Source organism: Pseudomonas nabeulensis (assembly GCF_004682045.1).
In the GTDB taxonomy this organism is placed as follows: domain Bacteria; phylum Pseudomonadota; class Gammaproteobacteria; order Pseudomonadales; family Pseudomonadaceae; genus Aquipseudomonas; species Aquipseudomonas nabeulensis.
In genome coordinates, this window is the sequence record NZ_QUZT01000038.1 from 23,858 (window position 1) to 39,110 (window position 15,253).

The 15,253-nt window shown below is 57.3% G+C and carries 19 protein-coding genes; 13 read left to right on the forward strand and 6 right to left on the reverse strand.

All coding sequences use genetic code 11. The annotated features are described in order from the left end of the window. Positions 1 to 166: 166 nt before the first annotated feature. Entirely contained in the window at positions 167 to 1,219 is a 1,053-nt protein-coding gene (locus DYL61_RS19425; RefSeq protein WP_105697874.1) for a flagellin N-terminal helical domain-containing protein, read from the reverse strand. Between the two features lie 241 nt (positions 1,220 to 1,460). On the opposite strand from DYL61_RS19425, the gene DYL61_RS19430 reads away from it, so the two are divergent. From DYL61_RS19430 to DYL61_RS19440, 3 genes are all read left to right on the forward strand, one after another. Further along, positions 1,461 to 2,276 carry a motility protein A gene (locus DYL61_RS19430; RefSeq protein ID WP_135309666.1) on the forward strand — a complete coding sequence of 272 codons (816 nt, stop codon included), beginning with the start codon at positions 1,461 to 1,463 and terminating at the stop codon, positions 2,274 to 2,276. Continuing rightward, on the forward strand, positions 2,273 to 3,028 hold the full coding sequence (locus DYL61_RS19435) for an OmpA/MotB family protein (protein ID WP_135309667.1): 756 nt from the start codon (positions 2,273 to 2,275) through the stop codon (positions 3,026 to 3,028). The genes DYL61_RS19430 and DYL61_RS19435 overlap by 4 nt, the downstream gene beginning before the upstream one ends. 71 nt (positions 3,029 to 3,099) lie before the next feature. Next, complete coding sequence (locus DYL61_RS19440) at positions 3,100 to 3,429, forward strand: hypothetical protein (RefSeq protein ID WP_135309668.1); 330 nt, start codon at positions 3,100 to 3,102, stop codon at positions 3,427 to 3,429. 6 nt (positions 3,430 to 3,435) lie between these two features. Here the strand turns inward: DYL61_RS19440 and DYL61_RS19445 are convergent, their stop codons facing one another. After that, the gene (locus DYL61_RS19445) at positions 3,436 to 4,071 is read right to left on the reverse strand and encodes a LysE family translocator (protein WP_135309669.1); all 636 of its coding nucleotides are present in this window, start codon (positions 4,069 to 4,071) and stop codon (positions 3,436 to 3,438) included. A 128-nt stretch (positions 4,072 to 4,199) separates the two neighbouring features. Here DYL61_RS19445 and DYL61_RS19450 point away from each other — a divergent pair, with 128 nt between their 5' ends. Beyond that, positions 4,200 to 4,571 carry a PH domain-containing protein gene (locus DYL61_RS19450; protein ID WP_135309670.1) on the forward strand — a complete coding sequence of 124 codons (372 nt, stop codon included), beginning with the start codon at positions 4,200 to 4,202 and terminating at the stop codon, positions 4,569 to 4,571. 135 nt (positions 4,572 to 4,706) lie between these two features. On the opposite strand, the gene DYL61_RS19455 is transcribed toward DYL61_RS19450, so the two are convergent. Next, a complete protein-coding gene (locus tag DYL61_RS19455) occupies positions 4,707 to 5,006 on the reverse strand; it encodes a DUF3077 domain-containing protein (protein ID WP_105697882.1) in 300 nt (99 codons plus the stop codon). Positions 5,007 to 5,550: 544 nt separating this feature from the next. Between DYL61_RS19455 and DYL61_RS19460 the strand changes: the two genes are divergently transcribed. The 5 genes from DYL61_RS19460 (at position 5,551) to DYL61_RS19480 (ending at position 9,938) form a co-directional block, all read left to right on the forward strand. Beyond that, the gene (locus DYL61_RS19460; protein WP_135309671.1) at positions 5,551 to 6,534 is read left to right on the forward strand and encodes a ParA family protein; all 984 of its coding nucleotides are present in this window, start codon (positions 5,551 to 5,553) and stop codon (positions 6,532 to 6,534) included. Continuing rightward, positions 6,531 to 7,406 (forward strand): SIR2 family protein, encoded by an 876-nt coding sequence (locus DYL61_RS19465; RefSeq protein WP_135309672.1) that lies wholly within the window; start codon positions 6,531 to 6,533, stop codon positions 7,404 to 7,406. Before DYL61_RS19460 ends, DYL61_RS19465 begins: the two co-directional genes overlap by 4 nt. 517 nt (positions 7,407 to 7,923) lie before the next feature. Continuing rightward, on the forward strand, positions 7,924 to 9,057 hold the full coding sequence (locus tag DYL61_RS19470) for a colicin E3/pyocin S6 family cytotoxin (protein WP_135309673.1): 1,134 nt from the start codon (positions 7,924 to 7,926) through the stop codon (positions 9,055 to 9,057). Continuing rightward, a complete protein-coding gene (locus DYL61_RS19475) occupies positions 9,054 to 9,278 on the forward strand; it encodes a pyocin S6 family toxin immunity protein (RefSeq protein WP_135309674.1) in 225 nt (74 codons plus the stop codon). The genes DYL61_RS19470 and DYL61_RS19475 overlap by 4 nt, the downstream gene beginning before the upstream one ends. 24 nt (positions 9,279 to 9,302) lie before the next feature. After that, on the forward strand, positions 9,303 to 9,938 hold the full coding sequence (locus DYL61_RS19480) for a DUF3916 domain-containing protein (RefSeq protein WP_135309675.1): 636 nt from the start codon (positions 9,303 to 9,305) through the stop codon (positions 9,936 to 9,938). A 222-nt stretch (positions 9,939 to 10,160) separates the two neighbouring features. Here DYL61_RS19480 and DYL61_RS19485 read toward each other — a convergent pair whose 3' ends face one another. From DYL61_RS19485 to DYL61_RS19495, 3 genes are all read right to left on the reverse strand, one after another. Then, the gene (locus DYL61_RS19485) at positions 10,161 to 10,358 is read right to left on the reverse strand and encodes a hypothetical protein (RefSeq protein WP_238704591.1); all 198 of its coding nucleotides are present in this window, start codon (positions 10,356 to 10,358) and stop codon (positions 10,161 to 10,163) included. Between the two features lie 62 nt (positions 10,359 to 10,420). Further along, positions 10,421 to 11,764 (reverse strand): ATP-binding protein, encoded by a 1,344-nt coding sequence (locus tag DYL61_RS19490; protein ID WP_135309676.1) that lies wholly within the window; start codon positions 11,762 to 11,764, stop codon positions 10,421 to 10,423. Then, positions 11,761 to 12,423, reverse strand: a complete 663-nt coding sequence (locus DYL61_RS19495) for a response regulator (protein ID WP_135309677.1) — start codon at positions 12,421 to 12,423, stop codon at positions 11,761 to 11,763. Before DYL61_RS19495 ends, DYL61_RS19490 begins: the two co-directional genes overlap by 4 nt. 146 nt (positions 12,424 to 12,569) lie before the next feature. Between DYL61_RS19495 and DYL61_RS19500 the strand changes: the two genes are divergently transcribed. From DYL61_RS19500 to DYL61_RS19515, 4 genes are read left to right on the forward strand one after another with little or no spacing between them, the layout of a single operon-like run. Further along, entirely contained in the window at positions 12,570 to 12,836 is a 267-nt protein-coding gene (locus DYL61_RS19500) for a PepSY domain-containing protein (RefSeq protein WP_135309678.1), read from the forward strand. Further along, a complete protein-coding gene (locus tag DYL61_RS19505) occupies positions 12,836 to 13,381 on the forward strand; it encodes a cytochrome b/b6 domain-containing protein (RefSeq protein WP_135309679.1) in 546 nt (181 codons plus the stop codon). Before DYL61_RS19500 ends, DYL61_RS19505 begins: the two co-directional genes overlap by 1 nt. A 22-nt stretch (positions 13,382 to 13,403) precedes the next feature. Then, entirely contained in the window at positions 13,404 to 14,672 is a 1,269-nt protein-coding gene (locus DYL61_RS19510) for a sialidase family protein (RefSeq protein ID WP_135309680.1), read from the forward strand. Further along, positions 14,672 to 15,253: a hypothetical protein gene (locus DYL61_RS19515; protein WP_135309681.1), complete on the forward strand. Its 582-nt coding sequence runs from the start codon at positions 14,672 to 14,674 to the stop codon at positions 15,251 to 15,253. Before DYL61_RS19510 ends, DYL61_RS19515 begins: the two co-directional genes overlap by 1 nt.

Here is a 15,253-nt window from a genome sequence, read left to right on the forward strand (position 1 = left end):
TGTTTCATGGAGACCGAGTTGCCTGGATTTAGGGCGGCTTCGCCACCCAGCGCGGGGCAAGCCCGCTCACTACATGCTATCGCGCAGAAAACGGGGCAAAGCGTGGATAAACCCACAAAAAAAGGGGCTCAGCGTACGCTGGCCCCTTCGTACCGCCGGGTTGCAATTACTGCAGCAGCGACAGCATTTGCTGCGGCATGGAGTTGGCCTGCGCCAATACCGAAGTGCCCGCTTGTTGCAGGATCTGCGCACTGGTCATCGCCGACACTTCGGTGGCGTAGTCCACGTCCTGAATGCCGGAACGGGCCGACGTCAGGTTGGTGGTGGTGGTGGAAATGTTGGTGATCGCCGAGTCGAAGCGGTTTTGCACCGCACCCAGGTCCGAACGCATGGAGTCCACGGTGTTCAGCGCATTGTCGAGGGTGGTCAGGGTGCTGGTGGACTTCTTGGTCACCGCGTTGTCGGTGTCGATGCTGATGCTGGCCGTGGTGGTGGTGCCGTCGGTGGTGGTGGTCACGTCAGCCGCGTAGGTCTTGCCGTCGACGGTCAGGAAGTAGTTGCCCTTGGCGTCGGACGACAGCGTGCCGCCGCTGATGGTGGTGCCGGATTTGTCGACGTAGCTGGTGTTGGTCGAGGTGATCGCGGTACCCGAGGAATCCGACAGGGTGGTGGCGGTCAGGGTGGTGTCGTAGCCGTTGACGTTGAAGTCGCTCAGGCCCAGGGTCTTGGAGTTGATTTCGCTGAGTTTGATATCGATGGTTTCGCCGTCGTTGGCACCGACCTGGATGGTGATGGTCTGGTCCTTGGACAACACGTCCACGCCGTTGAACGCGGTTTGCGAGGAGATACGGTCGATCTCGTCCAGGCGCTGGGTGATCTCGTCCTGGATCGACTGCAAGTCGGACTGGGAGTTGGTGCCGTTGGCCGCTTGTACCGACAGCTCACGGATACGCTGCAAGTTGTCGTTCACCTGGTCCAGCGCGCCTTCGGTGGTCTGCGCCAGGGAGATGCCGTCGCTGGCGTTGCTGCTCGCTTGCTCCAGGCCGGTGATCTGGGAGGTCATGCGGTTGGCAATCGCCTGGCCTGCGGCGTCGTCGGAAGCACTGTTGATTTTCAGGCCCGACGACAGGCGCTCGATGGACGTGCTCAGGCTGCTCTCCGAAGAGTTCAGGTTTTGCTGGGCGATCATGGATGTGATGTTGGTATTGATAACTGACATGGTGCAGTTCCTTTCGTGGGTGAGCCGCTGGGGACAGATTCGAGGCCCGTCGCCGATGCATCCGGCGCCGTTGCCGTACAGACAAAGCGAACATCGGCGATCCGATCTGTCGTCTTTAGGCAGCCCTTGAAAAAAATTCGGCAGCCACCCGATTTCACCCCTGAAAGTGCCTGTATTAGCCAATTTGAATCTGCACCTGCCGCGTTATAAAGCCTGCCTTGGCCCATAACCGGAGTGCTGCATGAACCCCTCAACCCTGATCGGCATGCTCGCCAGCCTGCTATTGCTGGCCGTGTTGCTGGTGTTCAGCGCACAACAACCCGGTTTGTTCATCGACCTGCCGGCATTGGGCATCGTGGTGGTCGGCACCTTTGCCGCGACCTTCATCAGCTACCCCTTGCGCGAAGTGCTGCGGATTTTCAGCCTGCTCAAAACCGTGGTGCGCCACGAGCGTGAATACACCCAGGAAGACATCGACGAACTGGTCAACCTGTCGCGCCTGTGGATCGACGAAGACTTGCGCGCCGTGGAAGACGCCCTCGACAGCGTGAAAAACCCGTTCCTGCGCTCCGGCGTACAACTGGTGATCGACAAGACCCCACTGGATGACATCCTCGACCTGCTGCAATGGCGCATCGCGCGGCTGCGGGCCAAGGAACACGCCGAGGCCCAGCTGTTTCGCGTGATGGCCAGCTACGCCCCGGCATTCGGCATGCTCGGCACATTGGTGGGGTTGGTGAACCTGATGTTTGTGCTCGGCGATGGCGACATGGTGACCATCGGCCGGCAAATGGCGGTGGGCTTGATGACCACGCTTTACGGCGTGCTGCTCGCCAACCTGCTGTGCAAACCGGTGGCGGTGAAGCTGGAGCGGCGCACCGAACAGCGCGTGGTGGTAATGAACATGGTGCTGCAAGGCGTGGCGATGATGGCCAACAAACGCAGCCCCGGGTTGATGCGCGAGACGCTTAAATCCTTTGTCGCCCATTACCAGAACGAACTGCGCGACGGGCCGGTGCATGCACCGCTCAAGCTCAGTTGGAAACCGCGCACGTGAGGCCGGTTTCGCGCATCCAGGCCGCTGCGATTGCCAGCGGCATCCCGCCGGTGGAGGACGCGGCGGGCGAGACGTGGATGATGACCTACCTGGACATGATGACGTTGCTGCTGGTGGTGACCATGGCGATGCTGGCATTGGCGGGCAAGGGCCATGCGCGTCCGCAGCAAGGCGTGCCGCCGGTGTTTACCGCGAAAGCCCTGACGTCGGTCGAAGCGCCGGGCGCATTGCTGTTGGTGCCGCAACCTCCATCGCCCGAGCCTGTGGTGGTCGAACCGGAGCCTGAACCTGTTGCCGTCGTTGAACCGGAACCGCCGAAACCCACAACCCAGGACCTGCTCAACGAACTGCCGCTGGATCAATTGGGCAATGACATCGAAGTGGTCACCAACGACAGCAGCGTCAGCTTTCGCATCAGCAGCGAAATCCTGTTCCCCTCCGGCCAATCCGACCTCAACCTCGGCGGCCTGGCCGTGCTGCGCAAACTGCTGCCGGTACTCGACAGCGTGCCGCATAAACTCATCGTCGCCGGCCACACCGACACCCAGGACATCCGCAGCGCCCGCTTCCCCTCCAACTGGGAACTCTCCGGCGCTCGCGCAGGCAGTGTGGTGCGTTATCTACAAGCCAACGGCATCCAGCCGGACCGCCTCGCTGCCATTGGTTATGCCGACACCCACCCCCTTGCCGATAACAGCACCCCAGAGGGCCGCGCCCGCAACCGCCGCGTGGAGTTGATACTGGAACGCTGAAGCGTGGGGTTGTCTTTAGCGCACAAGAACAGTGATCATCGCCCTCCCCCGACTGTTGAGGAACCAAGACCATGGAATTGACGCTGGAAGCTGTGGCGCTTTTTGCACTGAAATTGGTGCATGAGGAGAACGGTGGCAGCCCAGTTTTGCGCGATGACCCGGTGATGGTGGGGTATGACCGGGAGGCGTTTGGGTTGTTGGTGCGCCAGGGGGATCTGGCCGGGATTTTGGCGAAGGTGGATGAGTGTGTCGCGCAGGCGCTGCTGGCCGTGGGTGGGGTTGATAGCGTGTTGGGGCGGGAGTTGCAGCGGTTGGCGGAGGGGGTGCAGAACGTCGATCAACTCGATGCGCTGTCTGCGCCGTTAGCGACCCTCAAGGATTATCTGAAAGACATTCAGTGAGTCGAATCACCGCCGCCCTTCCACCGCCATCCGCACCGCCAGCCCCATCAACACCGAGCCCATCAACCAGCGCTGCACCACCTGCCAACCGGGCCGGGTGACGAAGAACACCGCGATGGAGCCCGCCATGGTGGCAATCGCCGCGTTGACGCTCACGCTGATAAGAATTTGGGTAAAGCCCAGCACCAACGATTGCGTCAGCACACTGCTGTGGCCGTTGGGGTCGATGAACTGAGGGAGCAGCGATAAGTACATCACCGCCACCTTGGGGTTCAGCAGGTTGGTCACCAGGCCCATGGTGAACAGCTTGCGTGGGCTGTCCTTAGGCAAGTCCCGCACCTGGAACGGTGAGCGGCCACCCGGTTTCACTGCCTGCCAGGCCATATAAAGCAAATACAAAGCACCGCCAAACCGTAGCGCGTCATAAGCAAACGGCACCGCCATCACCAAGGCCGTGATCCCCAACGCCGCGCACAGCATATAAACCAAAAACCCCAACGCCACGCCGCCCAGGGAAATCAACCCGGCGGTGCGCCCTTGGCAGATCGAGCGGGAAATCAGATAGATCATGTTCGGGCCGGGGGTGAGCACCATGCCGAGGGAAATCAGCGCATAGGCCAGCCAGTTGGACAGTTCAGGCATGGGACGGCTCCGTTGGTTGAAACATCTGGCCAAGGTTGTAAGGTTAGCCGTCATGGTAGGGCGTTCAAAATGCCCGCGTTAGATACAGATCCGCGAGCAAAACGGCATACACCCAAAAAGGCAGACACATGATCGACTTCAACAACAAAGGCTTCTTCAAACTCAAGCAAAACAACGAATACGCCGAACGCGTCACCGCCCTGCTGCTGGAGGGTGAGCAAGTGGTGGATGCGTACAAATCCATGCGCGACGGAGTGGTGTTTACCAACAAGCGCATCATCGCGGTGAACGTGCAGGGGATTACCGGCAGCAAGAAGGACTTCACCTCCCTGCCCTATAAAAACATCGTGGCGTATTCGGTGGAGACGTCCGGCACGTTTGATTTGGATTCGGAGCTGGAGATTTATTTTTCGTCGTTGGGGAAAGTGAAGTTTGAATTCACCGGGAAGACGTCGATTGTTGAGATTTCGCGTCTGATTTCCAAGCACTTGCTGGGCTGATCAGCGGGCAAAAAAAAGACCTTGGCGCACCAAGGTCTTTCTTACTGCTTACACGATTTAACTGATGTACTGGCTCAAAATGTGGGAGGGGGCTTGCCCCCGATGGCGGCCCCCCCACACCATCAACCTCCAGCCTTACACCCCACCTTCTTCAGCAACCCCATTCGGCAACATCCCCTTAGCCAAATCATCCACCACCGCCTTGGCCATCTCCCCCAAATAATGCGCGGCCCAGGCATAGCGGTCGGCGCCCTTGTCCATCGCTGCGTCCATTGCCAGCAGCTTTGAACAGTGGAGAAGCTCGGAGGCATGCTCCAGCGCATCGCGGATGGGCACGCCGGAATTGACGCGGAATAGGTGGTGGAGCGCGGGCTGAGTGCCGCAGGTGGAGAAGGTGATGACGCCAAGGGTTTTGTTTGGGGGTGGGTTGATCATTGGGCACCTCCCGAGTGGGTGGAGGTGTGAATTGCAGAACTACGAGGGTACGACCTATCAGAAACGCTCATTGCTTTAGCTCCTAATGTAGTGAGCTGCCACGTTCGTTTCTCATGCGAATGGGTGGCAGCTATGCGCGGGCTGAGAAACCGGGACAATAGGAACCCGGCAGACCCGAAGGTCTCCCACGCATAGCCGCCATGACACAGACAATGCGGGCACAAAAAAGCGCCAATAGTCTAATGGATGGTGGCGCCTATGCGCCTATTGTTTCTCGGATTCTCAAGTCCGGTCGCTGGGTTGGAAGCGACGAGAGAAGGTAACTTGAACGGAAGAGATTGGGGAAATGGGTTTCTTTGCAAAAAGCTTCAGTACGCTATAAGCCTGACAGACGGCAATTCCAGCGTCTGCGCCTCTAGCCTCTGCGCTGAATAGAGATATTTGCTGAATTACTCGCGTCAAGCAGGTCGACAAGTGCCAAGGCAATGAGCCATCATCCTTTGAGCTCCCATACCATTCACGCTGGAGCAATATAGGGAAATTCATGAAATCAGTTGCTTTTTTTACCAACAAGGGCGGCGTAGGCAAAACAACTCTCGTTTGCAACCTAGCCTCTTACCTTAGTAAATTCGAAAATAAAAAAGTCTTACTTGTGGATGCCGACCCACAAACCAATGCGACACAATATATGTTCGACGATGCAGTTCTCGACGAGATTTATGAAAAAAAATCTGCATTTACCATTTACTCTATGGCTCGACCTCTTTCTCAAGGAAAGGGATATTCAACCAGCAATGAGTATCGTCACTCGCCAACTTTTCAAGTTGATGTACTTCTTGGCGACCCACGACTCGCTCTGATCGAGGATACCCTCGCATCAGATTGGAATGCTGGCGGAATCCGAGGAATTAGAACTACCTATATGTTTCGCGAATTCTTACAAAACTGCAGTGGATATGATTATGTTTTTTTTGATATGGGCCCATCCCTCGGCTCAATAAATAGAGCGGTGCTACTCGCATGCGATTTTTTTGTTCTCCCCCTCTCCATGGACATATTTAGTGTACGCGCCACGGAGAACATTTCGTCCTGGCTTAAAGAGTGGAAGCGAAGACTTGATCTACACCTGCAAGCACTTCACTCCCCTAACGAAACAGAAGTTGACGATCTAGATTTCAGATTACGGCTGCTCGGCTATGTCAACCAACAATACACCGCCAAGAGAGATAAAACAGGAGAACGACGAGCGGTTAAAGCATACGAAAAAATAATGATAGAAGTCCCTAAGGCAATAGAGTCCAGCTTAATAAACGATCAAACTGAACCAGTCGGACTCGAATACAAGCTTGGTTCCATCCCGAACTTACATAGTCTTATTCCCATGTCACAAAATAGTCGAAAACCTGTTTTTGATTTAAAGAGCCCTGACGGGATCGTAGGAGCCCACTTTGTAAAAGTTAAAGATTCTTTCGACATTTTCGAAAGTATCGCAAAAAACTTCTCAACCAATCTGAAGGCCTTTCAATGATTACGTGGCCTGAAGAAGTAATATCTGCAATCGCACGAAGACGCTCAGTTATATTTATTGGAGCGGGTGCTTCCATGGGTTCCGTTAATGGCAGGGGTGATCGGCCCCCGTCGTGGAAGAAATTTTTAGAAGACGGAATTGAAAGATGTCCACCACCTCACAAAGAAATGAGGGCGCTTCTAAAAAATGGTGACTATCTAAGCTGCTGTCAAATCATAAAATACAAGCTTGACAACGAGTGGGTTCCATTCGTTGAAAGTAAATTTTTAACACCCGCTTATCAGCATAACAAACTACACGAAGCAATTTTCTCTCTTGATTCTTCCATAATCTTAACTCCGAACTTCGACAAAATATATGACAACTACGCAACAAATCAAAGCAATCACAACCAGAACCTTCTTAAGATAAAAAAGTATTATGACGATGATATTCCGAGAGCTCTAAGAGGAACAGGCACGCAGCGATTAATCTTAAAAGTTCATGGCTGCATTGACACTCCAGATAGACTTGTCTTCACTCGCGAAGATTACGCTGACACCCGAAATGCAAATGCCAACTTTTATAAAGCCGTAGACTCGCTTATATTTACGCATACCTTTATATTTATTGGCTGCGGTATGAACGACCCTGACCTTGCGTTGATACTTGAGCAATATTCTCGCTCATTTGGAGCCGCGCCACCTCACTACGTAGCATTATCTGGGAAGGCCACACCAGAGTATAAAAGATTGCTATCCAATAATTATAATCTAAAAATTCTAAACTATTCCCCAGCAAACGATCACGCCGAACTACTTGAGTCAATAAACCATCTTTATGAACTAGTTGAACAAGAAAGGGAGGCTTTAGCACAATCAACGTTATGGTGAAAGCGAAATGCTTGCCCTAACGAAAAGCCAGTGAGTTAAACCACGCCAAAAAAACGGGCTAGATCGCTAATTAGAAAACCTAATAACCGACTCCGGCCCAACTTCCAACACATCACTTCACCGACTACATCAACCTCCCCTAGACTCATGGTAATCCGAAATCGTCCCTTCAATTGAACACCTCAGCTGAATGCGCGGATAGCTCAGCCAATCCGTCAACCGTCGTCCATTCCACAGTTCGACATAGTCGGAATATTTCAGGGCGGTTCTTCCAAACTGTGTAGAGGATCAGCATTTGGCATTTCCAACGGATTTTTTGCGCGACCGTAATAAGGATCGATAGAAACATGAACAGTCCTACTCACCTGTAGTCTCTGACTGAAAGGCAACACTCACGCCCGTCAGCGAACGATAGAGCCAGCTGACTTTTCCCACGAAAACCATCGAAAAAGTCCGACGCCGGGCACTGCCCCCATGCCCATAGGCTTACTCCCCCACACACGGAAGTGAGCCCACCATGTCAGAACGCGCCTACCCCCTCACCGAAGAACAACAACGCAAACAACAAATTCTGAAGCCGCAACCGACGCAGCGGCCTGAATCTGCGCAAATCCAGCCATTCGACCTTCCCCCTGCCCCAACACCTACGCCCACCAAGCCTCCCGGCTGCGTCTTCACCAAACCCTGCCAACTGCCCGATGGCATCACCCACTACGCCGATCCCATCGGTTTCGTACCGCTGGAGTTAGTGACGGAGTACGGCCATTTCTGTCTGTTGGGTGGGCGTGAGGTGGACGACCAGGGCGCCGTGGCCTTGCGCAAGATCAGCGGTAGCGCCTTGCCCATTGGTCTGGGGCAGCTGGCTTTGCGAACGGCGGCGGTGGAGTCGGCGGCTGCCGCTGTCGGGACGGTGGTGGGGGGATTGTTGACGGGGTTGGTGGCACTGGCCTGGCCATCGGAGTTGGGAGATAGCGCGCTCTACACCGATGAGCAATTGCGCTCGATGCAACGGGCGCGTTCGCAGATGCGTTTGCAGGTTGAGCAGTTGGAGGACGGCACGCTCAAGGGTTATGGGTTTTACACCGGCAACAACGCCGAGTGGCAGATGATTGATGTGGTGCAGTTTCAACGCCGTGGCGAACGGTTTGTGGCGGATTTGGGTGAAGGGGCGGAGTTGATCTGGACACCTGCGGTTGATCCGGGTGACACCCTGGGGATTCCGGCATTGGAGGCTGCGCCTCAGGCGCCGGTGATTTGGATTTATCCGCCGAACGAGAAGGCCGCGCAAATTTTGGTGAACCCGGTTTATCCGCCGGAGTATCGGGATTTTATTCTGGTGTTCCCGGTGGAGTCGGGGGTTCGGCCGTTGTATGTGGTGGTGAGTGTTCGGGCTGGAGATCACGCATATCACCCTAAACCAAAGCTTTTAGCTGCGTTTCCAAAGGCCAGATGGGCTCGTTCGAAAACACCAATGAAGGGAGGCGGCAAACGCCCAAGATGGAAAGATCCCGACGGGACGATCTATGAATGGGATTCTCAACACGGCGCTGTGGAAAAGTACACCAAGCACGGAATTCATCTCGGTGAGTTCGATCATTTGACCGGTAAACAGCGAAAGCCAGCTAAGCCTGGAAGGACGGTAGAGCCATGAACCACTCAATCATGGGTGTTTTGCCTAACGAAGACTTTGCATCGTTTGAACAAGTGTTGCCTCTGTCCACACAAGACCTGATGGAAATCATGGGATGGGAAAAACTTGAGGATTGCGTCTTTGACTATCAATTAACGGAAGAACAAATACTCAAGATAGAAGAGGCAAGTGCTCTAAAACTGCCCACTCATCTTGATTTGTTCCTTACCTCACACGACTAATTAGCCAAAGAGCATTCAACCTTCATGCGCCGACTATCACTGACCAACAAAAAACTCCGCAATATCCCCAGACGCCTCAAAGCCCTAACCCGCTGGGCAGACAGCTTCGAAGGCAGCTTCTACTCAGAGCTACCGCTGGAACGTGGATACATAAACGAAAAAATCCCCGTGATCGAATCCCTCGTCGAAGGCAAACAAACCACGCCGGAAATCCTGGCTCACTGTGCTCAACAATTAATCAGGGCGGCAAGCTACTTGCTGGAGGCCAGACCGGTCGATGCTCCCGAATGCTGGGTTGTTGCCAACATCATGATTCCCGATATGTTCTCCAGCGAGGTCTGTGTCTATACGGACAAACGCCGCTTTCTGGGCAGTACGCAACCCTTTGACTACGAGCAATTCCGTCAAACCCGTATTACGGACCGAAGCTTTGCCAGTGAATGGGGCCTGACGGTTCCGCCGGGGCTTCATGAGGTTGGCTTTCGCTTTGTGCATGAGGACGAGGACGGAGATATCTTTGAGTCAGAGCATTGGTACTACGGCGAAGTCAATACGACCGATGAGGACCTAGGTGGTGAGCGTTGGAAGTACCAGACCTTCCAATCATTCCGGGCGCAAAATCCGGATTCGTTCGCGGCTACGCTTGAGATTGTGGTGTGAATAACAAGATGCAGCCGTTCGATAGCGGTGTGTCAGGCATATGGCTGGTGGCTGAACCACCGCTATCGGGGGCAAGCCCCCTCCCACATTGAGCGGTGTACATGTGAGGCTATGCAGTGTGCCGCAATAGCCAATCAGCTCGCCTTCACTTCACTCCCCGCCCCTTCAACCGGAACCCGTCGCGCCGGGTCTGTCACATTAAACACATGCTGTTCACAGCGCTCACCCTTGAACTGAAACTCCACCACACACCTTGGCCTTTTCCGGGCTGAACGTGTTCATCACCGGCCCGCAGTTGTAGTAAACCCCTTTGCCCTGGCTGCCTGCCGTGCGCGAGACGGTGAGTTTTTTGCCAGGATCGGCCAGGGTTTCCAGTTGCAGGAAGCGTTTGAAGCCGGCGCTGCGGTTGGGCCGGCGCACCGAGGCCGCTCCCTTCGCAGCCTCGCTGGGCTCGACAGCTCCCACAGGGTATTGGCGACAGGTCAGAAATCCAAACGTGCGCACAAGCCACCCCGCTCCAGGTTATGCAGCGCCAAACGGCTGCCGATTTTGCCCACGATCATCTCCACAATCGCCAACCCCAACCCCGCGCCGTTGGCATTCCCCCGGCTGTAGAACCGTTCGAACAAGCGCCCCATTTCCGCTTCATCAATCCCCGGCCCCTGGTCCTCCACGCGCAGGCAATTGGCGCCAATCACCACTTTCACTTCACTGCCCGCAGGGGAGAAGTTCAGCGCGTTGGTCACCAGGTTCTGCAACGCAATCGCCAGCGCGACAGGCTCGGTTTGCACCCAAACGTCTTCTTCGCCTTCCAGTACCAGCTCCACGCCTTTTTCCATGGCCAACGGCGCCAGCTCGGCGAGTTCTTCGCGCACCAGTTCGGTCAGTTGCACGCGGCTGCGCACCGGGTTGTTCAGTTGCGGTTCGATACGGGCCATGGTCAGCAGTTGGCTGCCGATGCGGGTGGCGCGGTCGACGCCGTTGACCAGGAAGTCCAGGGCCTCGCGGCGTTGTTCTGGAGTCTCGGCGCTTTGGGCGTTTTGCGCGTGGATGCGCAGGATCGCCAAGGGGGTGCGCAGTTCGTGGGCGGCGTCGGCGATGAAGCGGCGTTCGCGGGCCAGCAGTTCATCGACTTGGACCAGCAGGCGATTCAGCGCGGTTTGCATGGGCTCCAGGTCGCTGGGCAGCGGTGCCAGATACAAGGGCTGCAAGGTCTCGGTATTGCGCCCGCGAATCGACGAGGCCATGGCGCGCAGCGGTTTGAGGCCCCAACCGATGAACAACCAGATCAATACCGTGAGCAACGGCACGCCAATCAGCGTGGGCCAGAGGGTGTGGCGCATGATGCGCTGGATCACGTCCTGGCGGATGTCGTCGCGCTCGCCCACCCAGATCAGCAGGCCTTGCTGCGGGTCGGCGAGGAGGAAGGCGCACCAGTCGTTGCCATTGTCCATCAGGTCGTGGGACCCCAGGGTCGACGGCGGTGCGGCCAACACGGGGGCTTCGGCGGAGCGCACCAGCAGTTGGCCGTCGGTGCGCCATACCTGGAAGGTCAGGCGGGTTTCGTAAGGATGGGCGACGCCCTCTTCCCCCACACGACTCATCGCTTGGTCGAAGGCCTCGTATAACCGCTCCCAATCAGCCTCGCCGGGGTCGCGCTGGCGCAGTACGCCTTGCAGCAGGCGCGCACTTTGGGCGAGCTGGGCGTCGTAGACTTCTTCGATTTCGTGATGGCTGTCGCGCAGCACCAGCCAGCAGATCAGGGCGTCGCCCAGCAGGATCAGCACCAATACGGGAATGAGGATGCGCGCACGTACCGAGTTCATGGCGTGAGTACCAGCACGTAGCCAACACCGCGCACGGTGCGAATCAGCTCTGTGGATAACTTTTTGCGCAGGTTATGGATCAGCACTTCCAGGGTGTTGCTCTCGACGCGGTCCTGCCAGCCGTACAGTGCGCGGGACAGGCGCTCGCGGGTCACGACTTTGCCGGGGCGCACCATGAGTTGATGCAGCAGCTGGTATTCCATCGGCGTGACGATGATCTCTTCGCCCAGGTAGTGCACCTGTTGGCTGGCGGGGTCGAGGTGGATGCCGGCATGTTCCAGCAGCGGTTGCGCACGCCCCTGGCTGCGACGTATCAGGGCGCGGACGCGGGCCTTGAGTTCTTCGACGTCGAAGGGTTTGACCAGGTAGTCGTCGGCGCCGGCGTCCAGGCCGGCGATGCGTTCGGCGGTGCCGTCGCGGGCGGTAAGAATCAGCACCGGCAGGTCGTGCTGCTCGGCGCGCAGTTGCTGTAACAGGCCGAGGCCGTCGAGGCGTGGCAGCCCGAGGTCGAGCAGCAGCAAATCAAACGATTCGGTACGCAGTGCATGCAGGGCGGCGACGCCATCTTGCAGCCAATCGAGGGTATAGCCTTCGGCCCCCAAGGCCACGCGGATCCCCTGGCCGAGGGCACGATCATCTTCGACAAGGAGTAGGCGCATTGGAGGTTCTCTGTAGGAAACGGCGAAATCATGCCGGGTTTCGCCAACAGCGCACGGGCAAAGATGTTACGGCTCGTTGCCAACTAAGGTTGCCCTAAGGTTGGTTTTGCACTGTGAAATCTCCCACCTCTGCTGAGAGCTTTTCCATGCGCAAAATTCTCCTGTTGTCCCTGGTCCTCGCCAGCCCCCTGGCCTTTGCTGGCCCGCAGTGCACCACCGCCGAGCGCTCGCAATGGCAAGACGAAAAAGCCTTTCTGGACAAGCTCAAGGCCGACGGCTACACCATCAACAAGTTCAAGGTCACCGACGGCAACTGCTACGAGATCTACGGCTTCGACAAAGATAAGCGCAAGGTCGAGATCTACCACGACCCGGTCACCGGCAAAGCCGTGAAGACTGAGATCAAGGGCTGATGCCTGCCGAATCCCTGCGCCTGTGGGACCCGTTGGTGCGGCTGTTTCATCTGTCGATCGCCGGGGTCTTTGTCGCCAATTACTTCTTTAACGAAGCGGGCGACAGCTGGCATGTCTGGCTGGGCTATTACGCCATGGCTTGGCTGCTGGTGCGCTTGGTGTGGGGGTTTGTCGGGCCACGCAGCGCACGCTGGGCAGACTTTTGGCCTACACCCAAACGGCTGAATGCCCACCTGCGTTCGCTGCTCAAGGGTCGACCGCAGCATCGCCTGGGGCATTCGCCGATTGGCGCGCTGGTGATGCTGTTGATGTTGCTGGCCTTGCTCACGATTGGCGTCAGCGGTTTTTTGATGGAAGAAGTCGACGCGCTGTGGGGCGCCGACTGGCCGCTGCAAATCCACGAAACCGCCGCCAACGTGTTGTTGGGCCTGGTGTGTGTCCATGTGCTGGCCGCGCTGTTTGAAAGTATCCAGGTGCGGGACAACCTGCCGTTATCCATGCTCACCGGTCGCAGGAAGCGCCTGCCGGACGAGCGTGCGCAGTGATTATTTTATCCACAGGTCTCCTATGCGCTCCGCCTTATTGATAGTCAGCGTGCTGGCGGTGTTTGTCGCCGCCTGGCACAGCCACCCGCCCCATGTGCTGGCACCGTTTGCCGAGGTGAGCCCGAACACCGCCAAGGTGGCCGCGACGCCTCAGTACAGCAGCCGGTTTGTGTCCACGCAGCTCACGGATTTTGTGCATTCCTCCTCTGTCACCGCCTTGCCCGGCGGCGACTTGATGGCGGTGTGGTTCGCCGGTTCCCGCGAAGGCGCCGCCGATGTGCAGGTGCGCACCGCGCGCTTCGATGCCCACAGCGGCGAGTGGGGCGCAGAACACGTGCTGGCCACACGGGAAAGCACCCGCGACGGCACCCAGCGTTATATCCGCAAGCTCGGCAACCCGGTGATCGCCCTGGCGCCGGATAAACGCCTGTGGATGTTTTATGTGTCGGTGTCGGTGGGCGGCTGGGCCGCCAGTGCGATCAATGTGATGGTGTCGGACGACCTGGGCGCCAGTTGGTCAGCGCCGAGACAGTTGGTGACCTCGCCGTTCTTCAATATCAGCACCCTGGTGCGCGCCGCGCCGGTGTTCCATGCCGACGGCTCCATCGGTTTGCCGGTGTACCACGAGTTCATGGGCAAGTTTGCCGAGTACCTGTACTTGAGCGCCGATGGGGCGGTGATCGATAAATTCCGCATCAGCCGGGGCAAGCATTCGTTGCAACCGACCATTGTGCCGCTGGACGGCCAACGCGCCGTGGCGATGTTGCGTTATGCCGGTAACACCCATCACCGCGTGCTGGCCAGCCGCACCACCGATGCCGGGCAAACCTGGAGCGAGCCGTACCCGCTGGAACCGGCCAACCCCAACTCATCGCTGGCGGCAGTGGGCACGCAAGACGATGGCTTGCTGGTGGCCCTCAACGACTTGCAAGACGGCCGCTTCAAACTCAGCCTCTACGGCACCGACGCCCAGCTCAGCCAATGGCGCACCGTGGTGGAGCTGGACCAATCGCCCGACCCGCTGGGCCAACCGTTCGCCCCGGACGTGTACAAGGAAATCATCGGCGAAGGCTTCCGCGCTTCCAGCGGTGCCAGGCGCTTGCCGTTGGAGCAACGCTTCCTGAGCAACCTGGATTACCGCGTGTGCAAGCCCGCTGGCTGCGATTTCGAGTACGAGTACCCGTATTTCAGCCGCAGCCCGGACGGCACTTATCACCTGGTGTATTCGTGGAATAACACCTTTATCAAACATGTCAGCTTCAACGAAGCCTGGCTGGCGGAGCGTCTGTGATGGTTGCCCTGTGGCAGGCCCATTTGAGTTTTGTGTTGCTGGGGTTTGTGGCGCTGTGTGCGCTACGTTTTACCGCACCGTGGCGACCATGGTTGCTGCCGGTGTTGGTGGCGCTGAGTTTTGTCCCGGTCAACGAGCTGCCATTGGCGGCGTATGTGCGCAGTTTTACCGATGACTTGGCGATCACCACGTTGGTGTTGTTGGCGTGGGCCGCGTTGAGCCGGTTGGGAGTGGTGCAGCCGCTGGGCCGTCCTCACCGCGTGCAGATGCTGGTGCTGTTCGGCGGGCTGTGCCTGGTGCTGTACCCGGCGACATTGGGCCTGACATATGTCGATCCATACCGCTGGGGGTTCAATCCTCGGCCAATGATTGTGCTGGTGGCGATGGCGGCGCTGGTGATGTTGGCACTGCGCAATACGCTGGCGGTGTGGATGCTGGTGGTGGGCACGCTGGCGTTTGCGTTGCGGCTCAAGGCGTCGGAGAACTATTGGGATTACCTGGTTGATCCGTTGTTGGCGATCTACTGCGTAGTCGCTGGATTAATGCAATTCAAACTGTGGGAGCGGGCTTGCCCGCGATAG